The organism is Faecalibacterium hominis (ex Afrizal et al. 2022), assembly GCF_049545105.1.
In the GTDB taxonomy this organism is placed as follows: Bacteria; Bacillota; Clostridia; order Oscillospirales; family Ruminococcaceae; genus Faecalibacterium; species Faecalibacterium duncaniae.
In genome coordinates this window covers 1,696,997-1,719,993 of sequence record NZ_CP186860.1, presented here as the reverse complement: position 1 = coordinate 1,719,993, position 22,997 = coordinate 1,696,997, and the positions used below count along the sequence as shown (strand labels likewise).

The following is a 22,997-nucleotide window of genomic DNA, read 5'->3' as shown; positions in this document are numbered from 1 at the left end:
AGTTTTGGCAGAGAGCCTTTTCTCGTGTTTTGCTTACAGCAGGGGGATCCCGGCCTTTGCGCAGGCCGCGCGGGTGGCTTCGTCCCAGACGCTTGCCTGTACTTCGCCGATGTGGGCGCTGCCCAGCAGCAGCATGCACAGACGGCTCTGGCCGATGCCGCCGCCGATGGTGTAGGGCAGCTCACCGCTCAGCACTGCCTTGTGGAAAGGCAGGGCGCGGCGGTCGTCACAGCCTGCCATGGTCAGCTGCCGGTCCATGCTCTCGGGGCTGACGCGGATACCCATGCTGCTCAGCTCGTAGCTGCACTGCAGGGGCTCGTTCCAGAACAGCAGGTCGCCGTTCAGGTCCCAGTCGTCGTAGTCGGGGGCGCGGCCGTCGTGGGGCTTGCCGCTCTTCAGGGGAGCACCGATCTTCATCAGGAAGGTGGTGCCGTTCTCCTTTACAAAGGCGTTCTCGCGCTCCTTCGGGGTCAGGTCAGGGTACTTGTCCTCCAGCTCCTGGGTGGTGATAAAGGTCACGTTGGGGGTGTGAAGGGGCAGATCCTGCAGCTGGGGGAACATGGCGTGCAGGTTCATCTCGGTGGCACAGACAGCCGACACGATGGAGCGCACCACGTTCTTCAGGTAGGCCTCGCTGCGGTCCTCCTTGCGGATGACCTTCTCCCAGTCCCACTGGTCCACATAGACGGAGTGGAGGTTGTCCAGCTCCTCGTCCCGGCGGATGGCGTTCATGTCGCAGTACAGGCCCTTGCCCACGCGGAAGCCGTAGTCCTTCAGAGCCTTACGCTTCCACTTTGCCAGCGACTGCACCACCTGTGCCTCAATGCCGCTGTCCCGGATGTCAAAGGTGACCTTGCGTTCCACGCCGTTCAGGTCGTCGTTCAGGCCGGTGGAAGCCTCCAGAAACAGCGGAGCCGACACGCGGTAGAGGTTCAGCGTAGCACACAGGGTGTCGGCGAACAGCCGCTTCACGGTGCCGATGGCACGCTGGGTGTCGTACAGGTTCAGCGCGGGTGTGTAGTTCTGCGGGATCATCGTTTTGCTCATAACAGTTTACCCCTCTCTTTCCGTTCTCCGCCGCCGAGTTGCGGCACCGGAACGGCTTTCCCTTTAATACAGTAAATTATGGCACAATTTCAGAGCGTTGTAAAGGGGAGAACGCAAAGCCGGTGCAATTCGGGAGCTTACGCCTCTGCCACGGCCTCGATCTCGCACAGGACACCCTTGGGCAGATCCTTGACAGCAACGCAGCTGCGGGCGGGCTTGGAGGTGAAGTACTTTGCGTAGACCTCGTTGAAGGCGGCAAAGTCGGCGATATCGGCCAGGAAGCAGGTGGTCTTGATGACCTTGTCGTAGCCGGAACCGGCGGCTTCCAGGATCGCACCCACGTTCTTACAGCTCTGCTCGGTCTGGGCGGCGATGCCTTCGGGCACAGTGCCGTCCGCGGGGTTCACAGGGATCTGGCCGGAGGTGTAGACAAAACCGCCTGCGATGAAGCCCTGGGAGTAGGGGCCAATCGCGCCGGGAGCCTTTTCAGTAGCGATGACTTTCATGGAAAATACCTTCTTTCTGTGTGTTTGATGGAGCTTTTCTCTTCGGGGAAAAAATTCTGCTGCTTGAAGTCTACACCATGCGGCGGGATGTGTCAATCCGGGAGGGACTTTTTGCCCATGCGGCCTTTACAAGCAGGCAAAAAGGCGGTATCCTTAATCTATTGATACACCACCCTTCAGGAGGAACCCATGGATATCCGCCAGCTGCACTATTTTCTGGTTTTGTGCGAAGAAATGAACTACACCCGTGCGTCACAGCGGCTGTTTCTGTCGCGGCAGGCCCTGCGGCAGAGCATCACGGCGCTGGAAGCCGAGCTCTGCGGCCCGCTGTTCGTCAGCGCTCACCACAAGCTTTCGCTCACCGAGCGGGGGCTGAGCTTGCAGCGCCATGCGGCCCCGGTGGTGGAGCAGTTCCAGCAGATGCAGGCGGCCCTCCATGCGGAGATCCAGTCGGCCCAGCCGGTGCGCATCGGCATCAGTGTCTCGCTGGTGCCGGACTACCTGCCCGGGCTGGAGACCCAGCTGGACAAGTTCCGCCAGCAGTACCCCCACATTGAGATGCGGTTCCGCCTGCTGGAAAACGATGCCGTGGCCGATGGTGTGGAGCAGGGCGAGCTGGACGCGGGCCTTGTGATGGATCTGGGCACGGCGGCTCCGGTGCTGGCCCGCACCACCCTGCGGGCCGACCCGGCCTGCCTGCTGGTGCCGCGCGGCCATCCCTTCTGGGAGAAGGAGCGGGTGCCGCTTTCGGCCCTGCGGGGCCAGCGGGTGCTGCTGCCCAGCCTGCGGCAGGATCTGTTCAGCCCCCTGTGGGATGCCTGCGCCAGGGAGGGCTTTGCGCCCAACGCGGAGATCGGCCCCAGCTTCTATCAGGCGTACTATCTGGTCCAGGAGCAGCTCTGCACCTGCCTGACCCGCTACGAGCCGGGAGCACGGCGGGAGCTGGACCGGGTGCGGGACGTGCTGCTGGAAGATCTGCCGCCCCTCTGCGTCTCGATGGTGCAGCGGCGGGACCACAACTCGGCCTATCTTGACCTGCTGCGGGGCTACCTGATGGAGGTCATCGGGGGAGCGGCATCCCTGCCGCCCCGGCGGGGCCGCCCGGCAAAGCCCTTCTACAACTTCCCGGTGCTGTCCAGCGCCGCCCCCAAGGCGGCACCGCAGCACCCGGCTCCGGGCACCCAGCTGCCCTTTGCGGGCGGGAACAACTTCCGGGAGCTGGGCGGCTACGAGGCCGACGAGGGCAAGCATATCAAGTGGGGGCAGATCTACCGCGGCATTCCCACCGGACTGCTGACCGGGGCGGCTGACCGTAAGCTGCTGGACAGCCTGGGCCTGCGGCTCATCCTTGACCTGCGCAGCGAGTCCGAGGCAGCGGAGCAGCCTGACTATGTGCCCGATGGCGCGCGGCTGGTGCGCATCTGCGGGCTTTGCCACCCGGACGGAAGTGAGATCTCCTTTTCTCCCGGGGACATTGAAAAGCTGCTCAAGGGCAAGAAGGACGAGGAGCATAACCTCGCCGATGCCATGTATGAGCAGATGCTCTTCCGCAATAAGGCCTACAAGGAGCTGTTCCGGGCGCTGGAGGCGGGCGAAACGCCGATCCTGTTCCACTGCTCCGGCGGGAAAGACCGCACCGGCGTGGCGGCCATGCTCATCCTGCTGGCGCTGGGTGCTTCCGATGAAACGATCTGTCAGGATTTTGTCCGGACCAATGTCTGCCGCCGCCCGGAGCTGGAAAAGATCTGGGCCGCCCATGCCGAGGAGATCGAGGCACATCCGGAACAGAAGCAGTTCTATCAGGGCATTGCCGGTGTCCACCCGGAGTCTGCCCCCTTTGTGCTGGACACCATCCGCAAAGAGTATGGCACCACCGATGCCTATCTCGAGGCGGAATACGGCCTGACCCCCGCCCGCCTGATGCGGCTGCGGCGGATGTATCTGGAATAATGGCTGTTTTTTAGAAAATTCCTTTCACTTTACTTGACATTGTACCAAATGTTTCGTAATATAAGAAGTAGTATGGAATCCATGACGCTGCGTGCAGGGATCTTCCGCAACCAAAGTTCAATGGGGCTTCATCTGCCCGTTTTTATATGAAAACCTTGTAGATAAAAAAGCTGCATCAGGCCGCAGGGGCAGACATGCCCTTTTTGTGCGGTGCTGTTGTCTGTTTTGTTGTTGAGAGCTTGATTTTGTATTGTTGACCCACGCCTTGCGCGGCAGCGTCTCCAGATTTTAGTTGTTTTTGAACTTTAATTGTAAGGAGAGTGAACACGATGTCCCCGATCATTCTGTTGATCGTGGTCGTGGTTGCTGCTGTTGCTGCTTTCGGCGCGGGTTATTTTATTGGTTACAACAACCGTAAAAAGACCGCCGAGGCACAGATCGGCAGCGCAGAAGCCGAGGCTACCCGCCTGGTGAACGAAGCAATCAAGACCGCTGACCAAAAACGAAAAGAAGCTGTTCTGGAAGCCAAGGACGAGGCCTTCCGCCTGAAAGCCGAGGTCGATGCCCAGAAGGCAGAGGCCGACAAGGAGATCAAGCAGCGCCGTGCTGAGATCAGCCGCCAGGAGAACCGCATTGACCAGAAGGAAAATGCGCTGGACCGCAAGACCGAAGCCCTGGAAAAGAAGGAAGAAGAGCTCAAGAAAAAGCACGAGGAGGCCGACAGCCGCCTGGCTGAGGTGGATGCCATCCGTGCCAAGGAGATGGAGCGCCTGGAGACCCTGGCGGGCCTGAGCCAGGAGGATGCCCGCGAAGTGCTGCTGCACAAGGTGGACGAGGAGCTCACCCACGAGAAGGCTGTCCGTGTGGCTGCCTACGAGACCGACCTGAAGGAAAACTGCGATAACATCGCCCGCAATATGATCGGTCAGGCCATCAGCCGCTGCGCCGCTGACCACTGCAGCGAGACCACCGTCAGCGTGGTGCCCCTGCCCAGCGACGAGATGAAGGGCCGTATCATTGGCCGTGAGGGCCGCAACATCCGCGCGCTGGAAACTGCCACCGGCGTGGATCTTATCATCGACGATACCCCGGAGGCCATCACCCTGTCCTCCTTTGACCAGACCCGCCGCGAGGTTGCCCGCATGACGCTGGAGCGCCTGATCGGTGATGGCCGCATCCACCCCGCCCGCATTGAGGAGACGGTGGAGAAGTGCCGCCACGACCTTGAGCTGCAGATGAAGCGGGAGGGCGAGCGCGCCGTGATGGAACTTGGCATCCACGGCCTGCACCCCGACCTCATCAAGCTCATCGGCCGCCTGAAGTACCGCACCAGCTTTGGCCAGAACGCTCTGACCCACAGCATGGAGGTGGCCTGGCTGGCCGGTCTGCTGGCAGGCGAGATGGGCGTGAACGTCACGCTGGCCCGCCGTGCCGGTCTGCTGCATGATATCGGCAAGGCCCTTGACCACGAGATCGAGGGCAGCCATGTCCAGATCGGTGTGGATATCTGCCGCAAGTACAAGGAAAACACCCAGATCATCCATGCCATTGAGGCCCACCACGGAGATGTGGAGCCCAAGACCCCGCTGGCCTTTATCATTCAGGCCTGCGATGCCATCAGCGCCGCACGTCCCGGTGCCCGCCGCGAGAACGTGGAGAGCTATGTCAAGCGTCTGGAAAATCTGGAGGAGATCTCTTCCAGCTTTGAGGGCGTGGAGCAGGCCTTTGCCGTTCAGGCCGGCCGCGAAGTCCGCATCATGGTCAAGCCTGATGTCATCAGCGATGATCAGGTCATCCTGCTGGCCCGCCAGATCGCCAAGAAGATCGAGGATACCCTCGATTATCCCGGCCAGATCAAGGTCAACGTCATCCGCGAGAGCCGCGCCATCGAGTACGCGAAGTAAGATCAGAACCAAGAGGAGCCCGTTGTGTTCGTACAGCGGGCTCCTTTTTTGTCTGTGAGCCTCTCGGGCGCGTCGTGTCAGATCTCCGGGCAGGGGTGCAGGTTTATGAGACCGCCTATCCTGCTTCTCCTGCTGGGAGAGGTGTCATTGCGAAGCAATGACAAAGAGGACTGCAATAGGCTGAACTGATTTCAACTCTTAATAAAATGAAGTGAACGAAGTTAAATGTACTCTGTAGGAATACAAGTTATGACTTTAATGCAAGAACTGTCTTTGCACAAAATACAGTACAGGAGAAAAACTATACAAAAATTAGTTTCCATTTTCGGCGGGATGTTGGACAAAGGGGAGAAATGGGCCTTTTTGGAGGACAAATTCCCGAAAAACCCTTTTCAACGGCGGGGAACAGCGGTATAATGCGGCCATGGCACAAGGGTGTGCAGAAGCTCCAGAGGGGGAGCAGAGCCCCTTGTGCATTTTCAGAAATTGATGCTTTATCAGTGTAGAGCATTAAAGAGAGGGGAAAACATATATGAAATTCGATCGTCGTATTTCGCGCCGCAGCTTCCTGGCAGCTGCCGGTGTCACCTCTGCCGCACTGGCTCTGACAGCCTGCGGCGGCTCTTCCAGCTCCACGGCTGCATCTTCTGCAGCCAGCGGCGCTTCCTCTGCTGCGGCTGGCACCGCACAGGGCGGCACCCTGAACATCATGCTGGAGACCGAGGTCCAGTCTCTGGACCCCCAGGTGGCCACCGACGGCACCTCCTTTGAGGTCATCGCGGATTACACCGATGGCCTGATGCAGATGGATGCTGACGGTGCAGCAGTTCCCGCCATGGCGGAGACTTATGACCTCAGCGAGGACGGCAAGACCTACACCTTCCATCTGCGCGATGCAAAGTGGTCCAACGGTGAGGCCGTGACCGCCGCCGACTTTGTGTTTGGCTGGCAGCGCGCCGTAGACCCCGCCACCGCTTCCGAGTATTCCTACATGCTGTCCGACATTGGTCAGGTGGTCAACGCCGCCGAGATCATTGCCGGTGAAAAGCCCGTTACCGACCTGGGCGTGACCGCAGTGGATGACAAGACCCTGGAGGTGCAGCTGAATGTTCCTGTCAGCTACTTCCTGAGCCTGATGTACTTCCCCACCTTCTACCCGGTGAACGAGGCCTTCTACAACACCTGCGCTGACACCTTTGGCACCAGCCCCGAAACAGTGCTGTCCAACGGCGCGTTCGTGCTGACCGATTATCAGCCCGCCGCCACCGCCTTTGCGATGGAAAAGAACCCCGATTACTATGATGCGGATAAGATCGCTCTGGACGGTCTGGCCTATCAGGTCATCAAGGACAGCCAGCAGGCTTTGATGAGCTATCAGACCGGCACGCTGGATATCACCCTGCTGAACGGTGAGCAGGTCGATCAGGTCAAGGATGATCCCGAGTTTACCAGCGTGGGTGCCGGTTACCTGTGGTACATCAGCCCCAACATCGACGCTGTGCCTGATCTGGCAAACCTGAACCTGCGCAAGGCCATGACCTTTGCGCTGGATCGGGATGCCATTACCGGCGATGTGCTGAAGGATGGCTCCACCCCCGCATACACCGCTGTTCCCGCACAGTTTGCAACCGGCCCCGACGGCAGCGATTTCAGCGCCGACCAGACCAAGTTTGCAGATGACTGCGCTTATGACCCCGAGAAGGCCAAGGAGTTCTTTGAGACCGCCAAGGCTGAGCTGGGTAAGGATACCTTCACCTTTGATATGGTGGTGGATGCCGACGATGCACCCCAGAAGGTGGCTCAAGTCGTCAAGGAGCAGCTGGAGACCACGCTGGAGGGCCTGACCATCAACCTGACCGTGGAGCCCAAGAAGCAGCGCGTGCAGGATATGCAGGACGGCACCTTTGAGCTGGGCCTGACCCGCTGGGGCCCCGACTACGCTGACCCCATGACCTATCTGGGTATGTGGGTGACCGGCAACTCCAACAACTACGGTCTGTGGAGCGATGCCGACTACGATGCCATCATTGACGAGTGCACCACTGGTGATCTGTGCACCGACCCCGAGGGCCGCTGGGCTGCCCTGTATGAGGCAGAGCAGATCGTTCTGGAGCAGGCGGTCATCTTCCCCCTGTACGGCCAGTGCAACGCCGAGATGATCTCCTCTGCCGTCAAGGGTGTCGAGCATCACCCCTGCGCTCTGAACCGTGTGTACAAGAACACCACCAAGAGCGAGTAAACAACTGAATCGCTGAACAAGGCCGCACAGTGGCCCGCAAAGAGCCACTGTGCGCCTTTTTGGCATTGTGCCTGTCCGCGGCAGACGAACGACTGACCGCGAGATCCCGGAAGGAAAAGGGGGTCCACCCGACGTGAAAAAATATACGCTCAAGCGAATCCTGACCTCGCTGTTCACACTGCTGGCAATTTTGCTGGTGCTGTTTATCCTGATGCAGCTGATGCCCGGTTCGCCCTTCAATGATGAAAAGCTGACACCCGATATGCGGGCTGCCCTGTACGCAAAGTACGGCCTGGATCAGCCCATCTACATCCAGTTCTTCCGCTATGTGGGCAATATGCTCCGCGGAGATCTTGGCGTGAGCTATAACATCTCCAAGAATACACCCATCTCCCAGCTCATCCAGAGCCGCCTGCCCATCTCCATTCAGGTGGGCGGCATGGCTGTGACGCTGGGTGCCGCTGTGGGCCTGGTGCTGGGCATCATTGCCGCACTCAAGCGGGATACCATTTTTGATACCATCGCCACCATCATCTCGGTCATCGGCGTGTCGGTGCCTTCCTATGTGTTCGCACTGGCCCTGAGCTATGCCTTTGGCTTCAAGCTCCGCTGGTTCCCGATGCTGTTCTCCGCCAAGGATGTCTTTGGCTCCAGCGTCCTGCCCAGCATCTCGCTTTCCATGTTCACCATGGCCTCCATTGCCCGCTTTACCCGCAGTGAGATGATCGAAGTCCTTGATTCCGATTACATGCTGCTGGCCGAGAGCAAGGGCATCTCCGGCCCGGCGCTGATCTTCCGCCATGCCCTGCGCAATGCCCTCATCCCCATCATCACGGTGCTGGCACCCCTGATCGTGGATCTGATGACCGGCTCGCTGGTGGTGGAAAAGATCTTCGCCATTCCCGGCGTGGGCAGCCTGCTGGTCACGGCCATCCAGTCCAACGATTACAACGTGGTCATTGGCCTGAGCTTTATTTACAGCGCTATGTACATTGGCATCATGCTGGTCGTTGACCTGCTCTACGGCATCATCGATCCGCGCATTCGTCTGGCAAAGGGGGATGACTGATATGGCAGAAAAAGCGATCCGCCTGGGCGGCGAATCCACAGCGGATGCCATTGTCAGCGCGGTGGATTCCCTGTATCCTGAGCACACCTTTGAGGACAAGGAGTTTGCCCTCAAGCACAACGACGATGAGATCGCCGTGGATACCAACTTTGCGGCCCAGAGCTTCTGGAAGGATGCCATCCTCCGTTTTTTCGGCAAGAGGAGCGCCGTGCTGGGCCTGATCCTGATCGTCGTCATCGTGCTGCTGGCCGTTTTTGGCCCGGGCATGAACAGCTATACCTACTCCGGCCAGGATCTGAGCCAGAAGAACTTTGCTCCCCGTGTGCCGGGCATCGAGCGCCTCGGCATCCTAGACGGCAGCGAGAAGATGAGCACCACCACCGGCAGCAAGAGCGTCAACGCCTATGTGGAAAAGGGCAAGGACGATGTCTACTACTGGTTCGGCAGTGACCTGTACGGCCGCGATATCTGGACCCGCACCTGGGAGGGTGCCCGTGTCTCCCTGATCATCGCGGTGGCCGCCGCTGTCATCGATATGGTCATCGGCATGAGCTATGGCCTGATCTCCGGCTACTTTGGCGGCAGGGTGGATATGGTGATGCAGTGCTTCCTCGAGGTAGCCAACGGCATTCCCCGTCTGGTCATCGTTACGCTGCTGCTGCTGGTGCTGCAGCCCGGCATGGTCACCATCATCTTTGCCCTGATGCTGACCGAGTGGGTGGGCATGAGCCGCATCGCCCGCGCCGAGATGCTCAAGCTGAAGGATCAGGAATTCGTGCTGGCTTCCCGCACGCTGGGTGCAGGCAGCTTCTTCATCATCTTCAAGGAAGTGCTGCCCAACATCATCGGACCCATCATCACGCAGGTCATGTTCAGCATCCCCACCGCCATCTTTACCGAAGCATTCCTGTCCTTTGTGGGTCTGGGCATCCCGGTGCCCCAGTGCTCGCTGGGTTCTTTGATCAGTGAGCTGTACAACAGTTTCACCACCCACCCCTATCAGATCATTCCGCCCATTGTGGTGATGAGCCTGCTGATGCTCAGCTTCAATCTGGTGGCCGATGGTCTGCGCGAGGCCCTAGACCCCAAGATGAAGAGTATGTAAGGAGGAACACCCCATGCCTGAGAACAAAAAAGAACAGGTCTTGTCGGTGCGAGACCTTGATATCACTTTTAAGACCACCGCAGGCCCGGTGCACGCCATCCGGGGTGTGAACATCGACCTGTACAAGGGCGAGACCGTTGCGCTGGTGGGCGAGTCCGGCTCCGGCAAGTCCGTGACCATGAAGGCCGCCATGGGCATTCTGGCCAAGAACGCCACCGTGAACAGCGGCTCCATCCAGTTCAGCTACCACCATGCAGACGGCTCTCCCGAGACGGTGGACCTGCTGCAGAAGGACAAAAAGTGGATCCGCCGCCACATCAATGGCAAGCGCATCGCCATGGTGTTCCAGGACCCCATGACCAGCCTTGACCCCACCATGACCATCGGCAAGCAGATCATGGAGGGAATGCTCTGGCACTTCAAGATGCCCAAGGCCGAGGCCTACAAAAAGGCACTGGAGCTGCTGGAGGAGGTGGGCATCACCGATGCGGAAAAGCGGATGAAGAATTACCCCCATCAGCTGTCCGGCGGTATGCGCCAGCGCGTGGTCATTGCCATTGCCCTGTCCTGCGACCCCGACCTGCTCATCTGCGATGAGCCCACCACGGCACTGGACGTGACGATCCAGGCCAAGATCCTGGAGCTGATCCGCAGCATCCAGAAGGAGCGCGGCATCTCGGTCATCTACATCACCCACGACCTGGGCGTTGTGGCAAAGGTGGCCGACTATGTGGATGTCATGTACGCGGGCAAGATCGTGGAGACCGGCACCATTGACGAGATCTTCTACGACCCCAAGCATCCCTACACCTGGGGCCTGCTGTCGGCCATGCCTGATCTGGACACCGCCGATGACCGTCTGTACACCATCCCGGGCTCTCCGCCGAACCTGCTGCATGAGAAGCCGGGCGATGCCTTTGCACCCCGCAACCGCTTTGCCCTGCACATCGATGATGAAGTCGATCCTCCCATGTTCAAGATCAGCGAGACCCACTATGCGGCCACCTGGCTGCTGGACCCCCGGGCCCCCAAGGTGGAAATGCCGCCGGAGCTGGCCCAGCGCATCAGCCGCATGAAAGCGGATGCAGAAAAGATCAAGGAGGCGGAATAAATGGCTGCACAGAGCGCGACCCCGCTTCTGAAAGTAGAGGGCCTGAAACAGTATTTCAAGGTGAACAAGAACTTCACCGTTAAGGCTGTGGACGACGTGAGCTTTGAGATCTACCCCGGCGAGACCTATGGTCTGGTGGGCGAATCCGGCTCCGGCAAGTCCACCATCGGCAGGAGCATCATCCGGCTGTACGACCCCACCGCAGGCAAGATCACCTTTGACGGGCAGGACATCAGCGGGCACCTGAGCCACGCACAGAACAACACCCTGCGCACCCAGATGCAGATGATCTTCCAGGATCCCATGGCCAGCCTGAACCCCCGCAAAAAGGTGGAGGACATCATCGGCGAGGGATTGGACATCCACCACATGTACAAGACCCCGGCGGAGCGCCGGGAGAAGGTGGAAAAAATTCTGGCCAAGGTGGGCCTTGCCCCGGAGCACGCCGAGCGCTATCCCCATCAGTTCTCGGGCGGCCAGCGCCAGCGCGTGGGCATCGCCCGTGCCCTGATCATGAACCCCAAGCTCATCATCGCCGACGAGTGCATCTCGGCACTGGATGTGTCCATTCAGGCGCAGGTGGTCAACCTGATGAAGGATATCCAGCAGGAGACCGGCACGGCCTACCTCTTTATTGCCCATGACCTTTCCATGGTCAAGTATATCTCTGATCGCATCGGGGTGCTCCATCTGGGCCACCTGCTGGAGACCGGCACCACCGAGGAGATCTTTGAGCATCCCATCCACCCCTACACCCGGAGCCTGCTGTCGGCCATCCCGCTGCCCAACCCTGTTGTGGAAAAGCGCCGCGTGGCCGAGACCTACGATTACGCCGCCTCCGGCATCGATTACAGCCTGGGTACCAGCCACCATGTTGCGGGCAGCCACTACGTCAAGTGCACAGACGCAGAGTTTGCCCAGTGGTGCAGGTAGACCATATCCTCCCAGCAAATGCAAAGCGCCCCCGCTCACCGGTGTTTCCGGCAGGCGGGGGCGCTGCTTTTTGTAGGAAGTTCAGAAGGTCAGCCGCATCTGGTACCACACCACGCCGCCGTGGGTGGAGCCGGAAACGCCTTCGCTGACAAAGCCGAAGCCGGCGTAATAGTGCACGAGCCTGTCCTTGCAGGTGAGCACCAGCCCCCTGCGGCCCTGAGCCTTTGCATCGGCGATGGCCCGGCGGAGCAGCTGCCCGGCCAGGCCCTGCTTCCGGTATTCGGGCAGGGTGTTCACCCCAAAGATCATCTGCCACGCCCCATGGGCATCGTGCAGGGAAGCGTCGGCGTACATCTCGTCTGTCAGGTCGGGGGTATTGGTCACAAAGCCGTCCACAAAGGAGACGAGCTTTTCGTCCTCGAACAGCAGCCAGAAGTGGTCGGCATAATGGGTCAGCCGCCCGGCGAATTCTTCTTTTGTGGCCGCCTCTGCAGCCGGGAAGCAGGCCGCCTCCACGGCAGCAATGGCATCCAGATCTTCAAAGGTGGCAGTACGGATCTTTTGCATAGTCATTCTCCAGAGTTTGATTTGTTGAGCTGAGTATACCACATCATCCCGCAAAGCGCCAGCAAAACAAAAAGAACCACCGACCGAAGTCGATGGTTCTTGTCCCCGGGTGGAACAGGGGCCTTCCGGGACTTCACTTCTCAAGCTCCTGCGAATTTCCGAAGTGCTCTTGTTGGGCGTGCCTGTCGGGGCAACGCCCCTCCATCTGCTGTCGCAGACCGCGCTGCCGCTTAAAAGCCCCACTGGGGCTTTCATTGCTCCGCAGCGCTTCGCAAACGCGGTCCCACCCCAAACCCTGCCGGGAACGTGTATGGCAAACTGGAAGTTGTAAATACATGTTTTCCCAAGTTCTTTTGCCATATCATGTATTCTTGAATTTAACATCAAATCTACAATTCTATCAGGCTCTTACTTTTCCATTTTCCACTCTTCCATCTAAGCACCATTCCAATTGCTCTAGCGCACTCATCACCCGCCATGGCAATATATGCTCCTACCGCCAGAAGTCCCATGTGTATTCCAAGAAAATATGTTCCACCAACTGCAAACAGATACATAAATATTGCACCAATTATAACTGGAAAAATAGCATCTCCACTTGTTTTTAATGCCTGTCCATATACAAGATTTGTCACTCTTCCAAATTCAAGGAATATATCTACTATCAACAATTTTACTACAAGCTCAATCATCTGTGTATCATCCGTAAATATATGAACGATAAAACGTCCGGTCATTGCAAATGTCACAGAAAAGCACGTTGCTGTTACAAGACCATATATCACAGCTTTCCGTGTACCCCTGTCGCATTCCTCATACTTCTTTGCCCCGATTCTCCAGCCAGTCATAATAGCATTTGCCTGTGCAAGTGCTGCCCCCACACAATATGAGAAATTGGCTATCTGCATAGCATACGAACGAGCTGTAACATTCATTCCATCCGTATCCATCTGGTTCATAAAACGCACTATAAATGTCATTGCTACATTATAAAGTGCTGTCTCAAATGCAGAAGGAAACCCAATCTTAACAATCTGTGCAAGTATCCTTCGTGGTTGTTCACGTTCAGGACTCTGCTTTGCTTTTATAAGTACAGCCCCCATTGCCGCTACAATAATAAGATTCACAGCTTTTGAAATAACTGTTGCAGTAGCAACTCCCATGACTCCCCAGTGAAACACAAACAGGAATACTGAATTCAGTATAATATTAATTACATTACCGACAACTGTCCCTATCAAGGAATGTTTTGTATATCCAAATACTCTTAAATAGCTGGAAAAAATAGGAATAAGCGCATTTAAAAAGCTTGCGCCTCCAACAATTTTAAGATATGTTTCAGCTGATTCAAGCAAAGCAGGAGCAATACTCACTGCCCTCAGTATCCCTCCTGAAAAGACAGCAAGAACAACAGATATCAAGATACCTGTCAGTGCATTAAATACAAGTCCAAGCTGTCTCGCCTGATATGCAATTCCAGGTCTTCCAGCCCCGATATTCTGTGACATCACCGCTACCATACCAGATGATATTACCCCGAACATAATGATAAAAACACCTATATATGTATTTGCTGTTCCGACAGCCCCAACAGCCTGGTCGCTTACTGATGATAACATCAGTGTATCAACCATACCTGAAAGCATATAAAATAAAGTTTCTAGACATATTGGCACAGATAGTTGTGTCAACGTTTTTCTTTCACCTTGCATGTTTTCCTCCACAAATTCCGAGTTGTTGAACTGAGCCGAGTATACCACACCATCCCGCAAAGCGCCAGCAAAACAAAAAGAACCACCGACCGAAGTCGATGGTTCTTTTCTGCGGGTGGAGCAGGGGCCACAGCGGGCGAATTTTTAAGCCGGCATATCGTTGCTTCGGTCGGTGCGCTTCAAGCCGAGAAACGGCGGCACCTCGGAACGCTTCAGCCCTTGCTCGTGTGCTTTTTTCAGTTGGTATTCGTGCAAGGCAACGGCTTCCACAAAGAATCTGTCCTTTTCGGAAGCGGCAGAATAATCTACGTTGAAACGTTTGCAAACAACGCTGAGCTGGTCGAGCAGTTCCATAGTAGAAGGAGACATTCGGTTGACCTCGATATCCATAAAAACTCCTTTTCCCAAAGGCGTGAGAGAAAGAACCGTCCCGTGGCCACAAATTTTCAATTCTTGAAAATTTTCTGCCCATTCGGGACTTCACTTCTCAAGCTCCTGCGAGTTTCCGAAGTGCTTTTGTTGGGGTGCGCTTGTCGGGGCAACGCCTCTCCATCTGCTGTCGCAGACCGCGCTGCCGCTTAAAAGCCCCACTGGGGCTTTCATTGCTTCGCTGCGCTTCGCAAACGCGGTCCCACCCCAAACCCTGCCGGGAACGTGTACGACAAACTGGAATTTTCAAATTAGGCTTTGCAAATAACCTTTGAATCTTCACCATCAATTACAATTCCCTGACGGTTGTTAATTGGGCATAGATTCAAATCCGAAAACTCAGTCATTATTTTCTCGGTAACTTTCTTAAATGGTGCTGTAAGATAATGCGGAAGAACATAGAAATCAATCAAATCAAGCCCTGCATCATCTTCTTGTGAGTAGTCCTCCGGCTTTTCATCCATTTGCTCGATATATTGGATGCTTGGAGCGCATATAATTGCGCCTGCCGATTCACCAATCATCAGTTTTCCCTTTGCCAATTCTTTCTTCAACAGCTCATCCGTTCCCGTTTTACGGAGCTGGTCTATAAGGAAAAAAGAATTTCCGCCGGTAAAATATATCACATCCGCATCTTCAAAAACAGACTGTATCGTTGAATAAGCCTCCGTTGAAATATCAATTTCAGTTACGATTGCTCCCAACTTTTTGAATAATTTTCGAGCCGAGCCGACATAACCGGTGTAGCCTTCACGCAGCGAAGCTGTTGGAATAAATGCGACTTTCTTATTTTCAATTTCTTCCTTTATCAGACTTCCTACACTTGAAAAGTGCGAACATAAAAATAGTTTCATCAATATTCTCCTTTATAAATTCCGAGTTGTTGAACCAAGCTGAGTATACCACACCATCCCGCAAAGCGCCAGCAAAACAAAAAGAACCACCGACCGAAGTCGATGGTTCTTGTCCCCGGGTGGAACAGGGGCCTTCCGGGACTTCACTTCTCAAGCTCCTGCGAGTTTCTGAAGTGCTCTTGTTGGGCGTGCTTGTCGGGGCAACGCCCCTCCATCTGCTGTCGCAGACCGCGCTGCCGCTTAAAAGCCCCACTGGGGCTTTCATTGCTCCGCTGCGCTTCGCAAACGCGGTCCGTACGGTAAACGGGAAGTTATAAACATCTTTGCAAATATATCATATCTATCAACTGTACACCGCCCTCATAAATTGGGTGGTCATAATTGTCAGTAAAGAAATTGGGAATCTTGTGAGAACGAACAAATCCACATTTTTCATAAAATGGTATCGTCAATGGACTGTCACCTGTTCCAACTTGCAAAACAGAATATTCATCTGCATATTTACTGGCAAGAAAATCAATTAGTGCTTTGCCATAGCCCTTTCCCTGATTTTCCGGATCGACTGCGATATTCTTGATTTCGAGTATTCCATTACCTTCATCGGTAACAACACATTCTGCTTTTTCATCATTGTCTTCAAGCACATACATAGTACCTTTTTCAAGATACCGATCAACCATGCTCTCCTGTTCATCAGCTAATAACAATAATGATATAAACTGCTTTTTATTCTCATTCACTTCTCGGATTTTCATATCCATTACTCCGTCAAACTGGAATTTAGTAACGCAAAAGAAAATATATGACATACACCCAACTAAGTAATCCATGAAAAATCGCCCAACCGACAGACTTCCACGTTGTATAACTAATAACCATAGCTAATGCACTTCCAAAAGTTATTCCCGATTTTACCGTTTTCTTGACATTCGTTGATTTATTATCTTCCATGTTTGTTTCCTCCACAACTTCCGATTTGTTGAACTAAGCCGAGTATATCACACCATCCCGCAAAGCGCCAGCAAAACAAAAAGAACCACCGACCGAAGTCGATGGTTCTTTTTCACGAGTGGAGCATTGTCCACAGCACTCGAACCCAACACTTCCTCACGGGTGACCGTTTTGGCATCATCCGTGAAGTTGAAATTGAGTACGACCCGGTCATCAAAGACGTAGACCGAGTTGACAAAGGTATCAATGATCTGCCGCTGGTGTTCCGTGCTGCCCACGTCACCCTTGCGGAATTTTTCAAGCCAGAACCGAATCCACTCACGGGTCAGGACGGGCTTTTTCAGCTCTTCTTCCAGAATGCTGGTGTTCAGGGCTTCCTTCCGGGCTTCCAGCTCATCTAATCGCTGCTTGGTGGTCGGGGTCAGGATGCCCTGTTCAATGGCTTCCAGAAGGTTTGCCAGCCGTTTCTCCGTGTCCCTGAGCTGGTCTTTCAGGACAGGCAGCCGGGTGTTCTCCTTCTGCTGGGCTTCCATGACCAAATCTATCAGCCGTTCGATGATTTCATCGTTAAAAATCACCTTGATGGCGGTATCCACCACGAACCGTTCCAGCGGCTCCTTGCGGATGGCTTTCAGGTCGCAGTGCGCCTTGCCGTGGCGTTTGGCGTTGCCGCACTTGTAGTAATAGTAGGTGTTTCCCATGTGGCTGGTGCCGCTTTCGCCACCCATCAGGGTGCCGCACTTGCCACAGAACAGCTTGGTGGTCAACAAATAGCTCACATCCTCTTTTGCAGGCCGACCATGGGCGATCCTGTTCTGCTCAAAACGCTGCTGCACCCGGTCAAACAGGTCCTGGTCAACAATGGCCGGAATGCCGCCCGGCGTCACAATGTCCTTGTAGCGGTATTCGCCGATGTAGCGGCGGTTGCGGAAGATCTGGAAGAAGCTGTTCTTCACGAACGGCTTTCCGGTGCGGGTACGCAGGCCGCGCTCGTTCAGGGATGCTGCGATCTTCTCAGCCGGTTCGCCGTCGGCATACCGGGTGAAGATCTCTTGCACGATGGGAGCCGTCTCCGGGTCGATATGGTACAGCCTGTCCTCCTTGCCAATGGTGAAGCCCAGCGGTACAACACCGCCGTTGTATTTGCACTGGAGGGCATTTTCGCGCTCACCGCGCGCCACTTTCAGAGCGAGTTCGGCGGAATAGTATTCCGCCATGCCAATAAGCATACTCTCCACCATAATGCCTTCAGGCCCCTGCGAAATGGGTTCCATGGCAGACACCAGATGGACACCGTTCTTTTCCAACTGGTGCTTGTAGTTCACGGCATCGTAGCGGTTTCGGGCAAAACGGTCGAGCTTCCAGACCAGAACCACATCGAAGATTTTCTTCGCGCTGTCCTTTATCATGTGCTGGAACTCCGGGCGGTCATCCGTCTTGGCAGAATATGCACGGTCAATGTAGGTGCCGACCACGGTGATGCCGTTTTTCTCGGCGTAGTCCTTGCAGTCGCGCAGCTGTCCCTCAATGGACGCTTCGCGCTGGCTGTCGGATGAATAGCGGGCGTAGATTACGGCGGTCATGGTAGCACCTCATATCACATCTATGTAAAATTTCGTATAATGTGTATACCACTTTTATGATTGGATGTCAAGAAATCTTATTTAAGTATTCTATACTCCCTTAAATAACGTAGTGAATATTATGTCTTGTTTTAAATTCAGTAATTTATTCAAGCATTATGAATTCCCAATTTTTCCGTCTTTTAATAATGTTACAGTATCGCACAGCATTTCTATGTCTTCTTTATAATGACTTGCAATTAAAACCGTTACACCTTTTGCTTTTTGGGTTAAAATAAGATTTCGTACAATCTCAACCGCTGTTTCATCTAAAGAATTCATTGGTTCATCCAAAATCAAATATGGACGTTGTTCCATAATCGCTTGCGCAATTCCAAGACGTTGTTTCATACCTAATGAATAATGTCCAACTTTTTTATTTCTCGCCTCATCCAGACCCACGCACTTCATAAAATATGCTACATCTGGATTGACTCCACTTAATTTTCCAAGAAGCTTTAAATTTTCATATCCTGACCGATCTTCAAGAAACCCTGGAGATTCTATTAGAGCTCCAATTTTAGTGAATTGCGGTTTTGAAAAACAAACAGGAACTCCATCAAGTTCTATAAGTCCGCAATCATATGGAAGAAGTCCGCAAATGCATTTAAAAAGAACAGTCTTGCCAGAACCATTTCTTCCAATAAAGCCGTGTACTTTTCCACAATCTAAACTAAGATTGATGTTGTCAAGGACTTGTGTTTTCCCAAATGACTTGCATAAATTTTTTATCAGAAGCATATTTCACCCCAGAAAAGAATTTCTGAAAAATATAAAAGGCTGCTAATGCTAATGCGCTAATGATACAAAATCCAACAGCCCATTCTAGTGTAATATACCCTATTTTAGGTATAGAACTTATACAACGCAAATTGTGAAAAGTAATAAATGAGAATCGAAGCCATCGACTACATGCTAAAGGATCGGTTCTTACCCAAAAATCAAGTAAAACAAAAAAGCCTGCAATCGATGAACCTAGAAATATTTTTTTGTAGATGTCATTACCTATTAAAATAATAATTCCTAAAATCCAGCCCTCTAGAATACTTAAGAAAAAACATATAAGTGTTGCGAATGTGGGAGAGTAACGATTGACAATCATTGATGAGAAACGGATGGAGTAAGTTCCAAGTAGATTTTCTGGTATATCACGTGCCAAAGTTCCAATAACCTTTCCCCAGTGCGAATTCCATTCAATGTATCTAAAAAACAGAAAAATTGGACTGGCTGAAACGACTGCCCAAAAAAAAGAAACCCTAAGAAATGCAGCGAATAATCTTCCAATGCGAAGTGCCCATACTGGCAAACGTAGTTGAACATATATATCAAATCTTTTTTCCACTCCAAGATCGCACAACAAAAGAAGAAGTGCCAGCCATAAGACCAAGTCTACAATTCTTGTAGTGGCCATAAAAGGAAGCAGCCATGGCGTAAATCCCAAATTATAGCTATTTGCAAATGTTGCCACTCCCAAAATATTTTCATATAAAAAAATCATAACACATAGAAACACGCAAATGGTACGTAGATCTATAACCCATGAGCGAAAATTATGCCATCCATATAATAATCCACGATAAAGGTAATTTTTCATTTTCCTGCCATTATCTCCTTGCTTGCTTTAACCAAAAATATAAGCAGAACAAAAAATGTCGCTCCGCCAAACAAAGCAATTCCTTGCATCAAAACCACTAGCTTTGAAGTGTCATCTGCAAACGCCAAAAGATTTCCGCATAGGTATAAAGTTGGATTTAAATTTTCTGGCAAGAAAGAAAAACAAATTCTACCTATAATGTACTGCAAAACAAATGGACTTGTTAGAGCAACAAAACGGTTTGGCACAAACACCGATAAGGTCAATCCACATTCACACCAAAATGCTACAACAATCGAAGTTTCAATGGTTAAATATATTAATACTTTTAGAGAGCCAACAGGCAAGAAAACACACCATATCAATATCATTACAACGCATAGTATGCCTGTTCCTGCAAAAGCAGATATAAAGCACTGTAACCCTCGTGCCACTAAATAATATTTACATGGAATTCTTAATAGCAAGTTAAGTATAAAGTTGTTTTCTTTGTCCCTAATATATAACGTTGAACTATATGCTGCAACTAAAACAATACAAAGCTGAAATAAAAATCCTGTATCCAGAACATAGTACATCAACATTACACTATCAAATGTTTTTGGCATCTGTAATGCAACTATTACATCTTCTCCATTTCCAATAAATACAAACAAAATAGAAACTATCGTACTTCGCAATACCGAAGTTATCCATGTTGTCGAAAAAAGGTCGGATATGATAAGATTAGTTGTCACCTGATTTATAGAAGTTTTCCGTTTTGTGCATTGACTAAAAGACATCCAATGTTTCCTCCCTGTGTATAATAGAACGCATACACGGGTTTTAATTCTATACTTTCATTTTGTCGGCAGGCTGCATATTCAAGTTGAATTTTATAAATATCAACAGAATTATCAGAACTCAAGATTAAATTTTCAAAGTAGGTGGCTATACTTTCGCAAGCAATTGAAGCATTTATAACTGTTACGTTTTTATTACTCCGTTGAAAATCACTAATAGGAGATTTCATATAAACATAAATCAAGCCATCTTTTGTTACAAACAATTCTGTTTCTGGGCAAATTATTGGATTTCCTTCTGAAGTTGTCTTGACTTTTAATATCTGGCTATCTCTATAAATTGGATAGCTTTCAATATTCATTGAATAGAAGAATCTATATCCACTGGCAGATTCAAGCCAATCATCTGTAATTGTCAGCCCTGCGTTAATAGACGATTCCTTTAAATTCTGTGACTTATAAATTTTTTGCAACGCCTCATTTGTAATAACTTCTGTTCGATACGCCGTGAAATTATATCCATCAAACCGTTGCATTTGTTTGTCAACAGCTCTTTTCGTTTCTTCAATTGTCTGAAACTGTAAATCATCAGTTGAGTTTAGTGCATCTGGAATATAATTATAATGTGCTCCAGAAGGCCGTATATGAGTTTCATCATACATTGCCCCAAAAACGCTAAAAAACAGGCTATAATTATCAAAAAGTTTTTCTCCATTGTTTTTTGAATCAAGCTTATAATACTCCATGGCAATAGCAGCATGCGTACTTAATTTTGCACTTTCCGACCTAATAATATCGGTTCCATCATCAAGTTCTGAAAATGTTATTTTTTTAGAATCAGAAAAGAATGCGTTGATATAACTTTCACTTTTTTCTCCAATTATAGCAGTATAAGTAGGGAGGGTCACCTGCGTTCCAATATCTGGCTTCGCTGATACAACAACATTATCGCATAATTTCTGCGGAATAGAATTTGATGCTTGATCGTTGTTTTTGAAAGAACAACCCGTCTGTAATAATACAACTGTCATCGACAATGAAAGCACTATAATACTTTTCATTCGATGCTGAAACATATCAGATATAATCCCCACAGGTGTCCCTCCCACTATACACGAAAAATATTTTACGGAGCCCAATATCCTTCTGCTACGCAATCATTTTTAGTTGTCCAGCCATACATAGCAAACCAGCCTTGTGTCGTTAAATACTGGCTTGTGTAATTCATTTGAATTTGCGTTGTCGAATTGCTAGTAATAGCACATGAATTTGTTGCAAGGTGCATAGCCCCATTTACAGGATTCACCTTATATACCCGGAAATTCAAGGAGTTTGCTGCATTTTGAAGTTTTGTAAAACCTGCATTTGCATATGTTTCTTGTGTTAAATCTTCGTCTCTCAGTGCCGGATCAGTCATTGCATTGTCATCGTCCGTTCCAACATAAAGTTGAAATGCGTACCAGTTCATCGCAGCACGATTGGCATTTCGCTTGATGGAATTTTCTGCTGCTGCACCAATGCACATTGATGCAATCGAGCACCCCAAAACAACTACGGCGAAAACTTTCAGAAAAACTTTCTTCATGAGATAGCTCCTTTCTTGCCCAAATAGTATAATCTTGTTATGAACCAAACTTTTCCAAAGATTCCGGAATGTCTGGCTGATATGCAGTAAAGAAACAAGTGCTATTTACACTTGCTACGGCCATTCCCATTGCAATAATGCAAGTGAGCCTGCTCAGCCAATACACTATTTTTTTCATTTTGCCACCTCCTTTCTTTATATTTATTAGAAAATCGGTCATCCCAAAAGGAAGCCGAATTTACTTTCGGATTTTTCTGGTAAAACATGGGATGAGTGCAAACACAACCACTGCCCACTTTGAAAAATAGTAAACAGTTGCAAACTTCAAGTATGGCACAATATTAATTGCGGCAAGTATAACATCAAAACCTGCTAAGCAAATACCAATAAATCTATACTTTTCGCGTTTCTCCACTGTAAGATGTTTATTTTCTGCTTCAATGGGAGCACACAAAAATGCAATTGTAAATAGTATAAAAGTCGTTATCAAGCGAAATCTATATGTTGCTTTGATTCGACAGCTCAAGATAACACTTGCTAGAAAGGCCGAAGAAAAGGCCAAATAACAATTAAAATGCGAAGACGCATGGTAGCCACCTATATATATCCGGAGTGGAATAAATCCAACAAGAAAAAACACTGAATACCACACATTTCCGCAAATATATGATAATATAAAGACAATGAGGACGCTTATCACGGATGAAATCAATAGTTCATAGGCATATACATACGCATTTGATTCCGCACTGTCAACAATTCCATGATCACATAGTCGTTTAACAATTTTTTGAGAGAGAACACGTTCTAACATATAATTTTCCATCAATAAAGAAACAGACGGGCATCCTTCTTGGTTTGTCGGATGCCCGTCTGTTCACAAGAAGTTAATAAAAACCATTCTTTTAACTAAACGAGTAGATAGCAGGTGTGATTTTAGATTTTTTAAATTTCGTTCGAGAAATCAATTAAATTATCAATATATGTTTAGCTGATATTACCATAATTTTATACTAAAGCAATCCCTTTGTCATGAA

The 22,997-nt window shown here is 51.2% G+C and carries 23 protein-coding genes; 7 read left to right on the top strand and 16 right to left on the bottom strand.

What is annotated here, in order from left to right; genetic code table 11:
• Positions 1 to 33 precede the first annotated feature (33 nt).
• Both asnA and ACKXGA_RS08270 read right to left on the bottom strand, forming a co-directional pair.
• Complete coding sequence (asnA, locus tag ACKXGA_RS08275) at positions 34 to 1,047, bottom strand: aspartate--ammonia ligase (RefSeq protein ID WP_423729276.1); 1,014 nt, start codon at positions 1,045 to 1,047, stop codon at positions 34 to 36.
• A gap of 137 nt (positions 1,048 to 1,184) precedes the next feature.
• Positions 1,185 to 1,553 (bottom strand): RidA family protein, encoded by a 369-nt coding sequence (locus ACKXGA_RS08270; protein WP_097773256.1) that lies wholly within the window; start codon positions 1,551 to 1,553, stop codon positions 1,185 to 1,187.
• 189 nt (positions 1,554 to 1,742) lie between these two features.
• Between ACKXGA_RS08270 and ACKXGA_RS08265 the strand changes: the two genes are divergently transcribed.
• The 7 genes from ACKXGA_RS08265 to ACKXGA_RS08235 all read left to right on the top strand — a co-directional run bounded on the left by ACKXGA_RS08265 (position 1,743) and on the right by ACKXGA_RS08235 (position 11,864).
• Positions 1,743 to 3,503 (top strand): tyrosine-protein phosphatase, encoded by a 1,761-nt coding sequence (locus ACKXGA_RS08265; protein WP_423729275.1) that lies wholly within the window; start codon positions 1,743 to 1,745, stop codon positions 3,501 to 3,503.
• 329 nt (positions 3,504 to 3,832) lie between these two features.
• Entirely contained in the window at positions 3,833 to 5,407 is a 1,575-nt protein-coding gene (gene rny / locus ACKXGA_RS08260) for a ribonuclease Y (protein WP_423729274.1), read from the top strand.
• Between the two features lie 532 nt (positions 5,408 to 5,939).
• Entirely contained in the window at positions 5,940 to 7,646 is a 1,707-nt protein-coding gene (locus tag ACKXGA_RS08255; protein ID WP_423729273.1) for an ABC transporter substrate-binding protein, read from the top strand.
• Positions 7,647 to 7,779: 133 nt separating this feature from the next.
• Positions 7,780 to 8,715 carry an ABC transporter permease gene (locus ACKXGA_RS08250; RefSeq protein WP_097771287.1) on the top strand — a complete coding sequence of 312 codons (936 nt, stop codon included), beginning with the start codon at positions 7,780 to 7,782 and terminating at the stop codon, positions 8,713 to 8,715.
• A 1-nt stretch (position 8,716) separates the two neighbouring features.
• A complete protein-coding gene (locus ACKXGA_RS08245) occupies positions 8,717 to 9,820 on the top strand; it encodes an ABC transporter permease (protein WP_423729272.1) in 1,104 nt (367 codons plus the stop codon).
• 13 nt (positions 9,821 to 9,833) lie between these two features.
• The gene (locus ACKXGA_RS08240; protein WP_097771285.1) at positions 9,834 to 10,931 is read left to right on the top strand and encodes an ABC transporter ATP-binding protein; all 1,098 of its coding nucleotides are present in this window, start codon (positions 9,834 to 9,836) and stop codon (positions 10,929 to 10,931) included.
• On the top strand, positions 10,932 to 11,864 hold the full coding sequence (locus ACKXGA_RS08235) for an ABC transporter ATP-binding protein (protein WP_098924261.1): 933 nt from the start codon (positions 10,932 to 10,934) through the stop codon (positions 11,862 to 11,864).
• A gap of 81 nt (positions 11,865 to 11,945) precedes the next feature.
• Here the strand turns inward: ACKXGA_RS08235 and ACKXGA_RS08230 are convergent, their stop codons facing one another.
• The 14 genes from ACKXGA_RS08230 to ACKXGA_RS08165 form a co-directional block, all read right to left on the bottom strand.
• Positions 11,946 to 12,437 (bottom strand): GNAT family N-acetyltransferase, encoded by a 492-nt coding sequence (locus ACKXGA_RS08230; protein ID WP_186851260.1) that lies wholly within the window; start codon positions 12,435 to 12,437, stop codon positions 11,946 to 11,948.
• A gap of 383 nt (positions 12,438 to 12,820) precedes the next feature.
• Positions 12,821 to 14,143: an MATE family efflux transporter gene (locus ACKXGA_RS08225; RefSeq protein WP_097771281.1), complete on the bottom strand. Its 1,323-nt coding sequence runs from the start codon at positions 14,141 to 14,143 to the stop codon at positions 12,821 to 12,823.
• Positions 14,144 to 14,287: 144 nt separating this feature from the next.
• On the bottom strand, positions 14,288 to 14,533 hold the full coding sequence (locus ACKXGA_RS08220; RefSeq protein WP_097771280.1) for a hypothetical protein: 246 nt from the start codon (positions 14,531 to 14,533) through the stop codon (positions 14,288 to 14,290).
• A 290-nt stretch (positions 14,534 to 14,823) separates the two neighbouring features.
• Positions 14,824 to 15,426, bottom strand: coding sequence for a Type 1 glutamine amidotransferase-like domain-containing protein (locus ACKXGA_RS08215; protein ID WP_423729271.1), 603 nt, complete (start codon positions 15,424 to 15,426; stop codon positions 14,824 to 14,826).
• Positions 15,427 to 15,737: 311 nt separating this feature from the next.
• Positions 15,738 to 16,181, bottom strand: a complete 444-nt coding sequence (locus tag ACKXGA_RS08210) for a GNAT family N-acetyltransferase (protein WP_423729270.1) — start codon at positions 16,179 to 16,181, stop codon at positions 15,738 to 15,740.
• A 25-nt stretch (positions 16,182 to 16,206) separates the two neighbouring features.
• On the bottom strand, positions 16,207 to 16,377 hold the full coding sequence (locus tag ACKXGA_RS08205) for a hypothetical protein (protein WP_181966877.1): 171 nt from the start codon (positions 16,375 to 16,377) through the stop codon (positions 16,207 to 16,209).
• A 47-nt stretch (positions 16,378 to 16,424) separates the two neighbouring features.
• Complete coding sequence (locus tag ACKXGA_RS08200) at positions 16,425 to 17,960, bottom strand: recombinase family protein (protein WP_423729269.1); 1,536 nt, start codon at positions 17,958 to 17,960, stop codon at positions 16,425 to 16,427.
• A gap of 156 nt (positions 17,961 to 18,116) precedes the next feature.
• Complete coding sequence (locus ACKXGA_RS08195) at positions 18,117 to 18,740, bottom strand: ABC transporter ATP-binding protein (protein WP_423729268.1); 624 nt, start codon at positions 18,738 to 18,740, stop codon at positions 18,117 to 18,119.
• Positions 18,688 to 19,593, bottom strand: a complete 906-nt coding sequence (locus ACKXGA_RS08190; RefSeq protein WP_423729267.1) for a hypothetical protein — start codon at positions 19,591 to 19,593, stop codon at positions 18,688 to 18,690. Before ACKXGA_RS08190 ends, ACKXGA_RS08195 begins: the two co-directional genes overlap by 53 nt.
• Entirely contained in the window at positions 19,590 to 20,375 is a 786-nt protein-coding gene (locus ACKXGA_RS08185) for a hypothetical protein (RefSeq protein WP_423729266.1), read from the bottom strand. Before ACKXGA_RS08185 ends, ACKXGA_RS08190 begins: the two co-directional genes overlap by 4 nt.
• Positions 20,336 to 21,469 carry a hypothetical protein gene (locus ACKXGA_RS08180; protein ID WP_423729265.1) on the bottom strand — a complete coding sequence of 378 codons (1,134 nt, stop codon included), beginning with the start codon at positions 21,467 to 21,469 and terminating at the stop codon, positions 20,336 to 20,338. The genes ACKXGA_RS08185 and ACKXGA_RS08180 overlap by 40 nt, the downstream gene beginning before the upstream one ends.
• 32 nt (positions 21,470 to 21,501) lie before the next feature.
• Positions 21,502 to 21,960 carry a hypothetical protein gene (locus tag ACKXGA_RS08175; RefSeq protein WP_423729264.1) on the bottom strand — a complete coding sequence of 153 codons (459 nt, stop codon included), beginning with the start codon at positions 21,958 to 21,960 and terminating at the stop codon, positions 21,502 to 21,504.
• A 37-nt stretch (positions 21,961 to 21,997) separates the two neighbouring features.
• The gene (locus ACKXGA_RS08170; RefSeq protein WP_423729263.1) at positions 21,998 to 22,138 is read right to left on the bottom strand and encodes a cyclic lactone autoinducer peptide; all 141 of its coding nucleotides are present in this window, start codon (positions 22,136 to 22,138) and stop codon (positions 21,998 to 22,000) included.
• Between the two features lie 60 nt (positions 22,139 to 22,198).
• A complete protein-coding gene (locus ACKXGA_RS08165) occupies positions 22,199 to 22,774 on the bottom strand; it encodes an accessory gene regulator B family protein (RefSeq protein ID WP_423729262.1) in 576 nt (191 codons plus the stop codon).
• Positions 22,775 to 22,997: the final 223 nt, after the last annotated feature.

Excerpts from the sequence above, each read along its gene's own strand:
- asnA (WP_423729276.1), bottom strand. The coding sequence starts at position 1,047 with ATGAGCAAAACGATGATCCCGCAGAACTACACACCCGCGCTGAACCTG.
- ACKXGA_RS08270 (WP_097773256.1), bottom strand. The coding sequence starts at position 1,553 with ATGAAAGTCATCGCTACTGAAAAGGCTCCCGGCGCGATTGGCCCCTAC.
- ACKXGA_RS08265 (WP_423729275.1), top strand. The coding sequence starts at position 1,743 with ATGGATATCCGCCAGCTGCACTATTTTCTGGTTTTGTGCGAAGAAATG.
- rny (WP_423729274.1), top strand. The coding sequence starts at position 3,833 with ATGTCCCCGATCATTCTGTTGATCGTGGTCGTGGTTGCTGCTGTTGCT.
- ACKXGA_RS08255 (WP_423729273.1), top strand. The coding sequence starts at position 5,940 with ATGAAATTCGATCGTCGTATTTCGCGCCGCAGCTTCCTGGCAGCTGCC.
- ACKXGA_RS08245 (WP_423729272.1), top strand. The coding sequence starts at position 8,717 with ATGGCAGAAAAAGCGATCCGCCTGGGCGGCGAATCCACAGCGGATGCC.
- ACKXGA_RS08240 (WP_097771285.1), top strand. The coding sequence starts at position 9,834 with ATGCCTGAGAACAAAAAAGAACAGGTCTTGTCGGTGCGAGACCTTGAT.
- ACKXGA_RS08235 (WP_098924261.1), top strand. The coding sequence starts at position 10,932 with ATGGCTGCACAGAGCGCGACCCCGCTTCTGAAAGTAGAGGGCCTGAAA.
- ACKXGA_RS08230 (WP_186851260.1), bottom strand. The coding sequence starts at position 12,437 with ATGACTATGCAAAAGATCCGTACTGCCACCTTTGAAGATCTGGATGCC.
- ACKXGA_RS08225 (WP_097771281.1), bottom strand. The coding sequence starts at position 14,143 with ATGCAAGGTGAAAGAAAAACGTTGACACAACTATCTGTGCCAATATGT.
- ACKXGA_RS08220 (WP_097771280.1), bottom strand. The coding sequence starts at position 14,533 with ATGGATATCGAGGTCAACCGAATGTCTCCTTCTACTATGGAACTGCTC.
- ACKXGA_RS08215 (WP_423729271.1), bottom strand. The coding sequence starts at position 15,426 with ATGAAACTATTTTTATGTTCGCACTTTTCAAGTGTAGGAAGTCTGATA.
- ACKXGA_RS08210 (WP_423729270.1), bottom strand. The coding sequence starts at position 16,181 with ATGAAAATCCGAGAAGTGAATGAGAATAAAAAGCAGTTTATATCATTA.
- ACKXGA_RS08205 (WP_181966877.1), bottom strand. The coding sequence starts at position 16,377 with ATGGAAGATAATAAATCAACGAATGTCAAGAAAACGGTAAAATCGGGA.
- ACKXGA_RS08200 (WP_423729269.1), bottom strand. The coding sequence starts at position 17,960 with ATGACCGCCGTAATCTACGCCCGCTATTCATCCGACAGCCAGCGCGAA.
- ACKXGA_RS08195 (WP_423729268.1), bottom strand. The coding sequence starts at position 18,740 with ATGCTTCTGATAAAAAATTTATGCAAGTCATTTGGGAAAACACAAGTC.
- ACKXGA_RS08190 (WP_423729267.1), bottom strand. The coding sequence starts at position 19,593 with ATGAAAAATTACCTTTATCGTGGATTATTATATGGATGGCATAATTTT.
- ACKXGA_RS08185 (WP_423729266.1), bottom strand. The coding sequence starts at position 20,375 with ATGTCTTTTAGTCAATGCACAAAACGGAAAACTTCTATAAATCAGGTG.
- ACKXGA_RS08175 (WP_423729264.1), bottom strand. The coding sequence starts at position 21,960 with ATGAAGAAAGTTTTTCTGAAAGTTTTCGCCGTAGTTGTTTTGGGGTGC.
- ACKXGA_RS08170 (WP_423729263.1), bottom strand. The coding sequence starts at position 22,138 with ATGAAAAAAATAGTGTATTGGCTGAGCAGGCTCACTTGCATTATTGCA.
- ACKXGA_RS08165 (WP_423729262.1), bottom strand. The coding sequence starts at position 22,774 with ATGTTAGAACGTGTTCTCTCTCAAAAAATTGTTAAACGACTATGTGAT.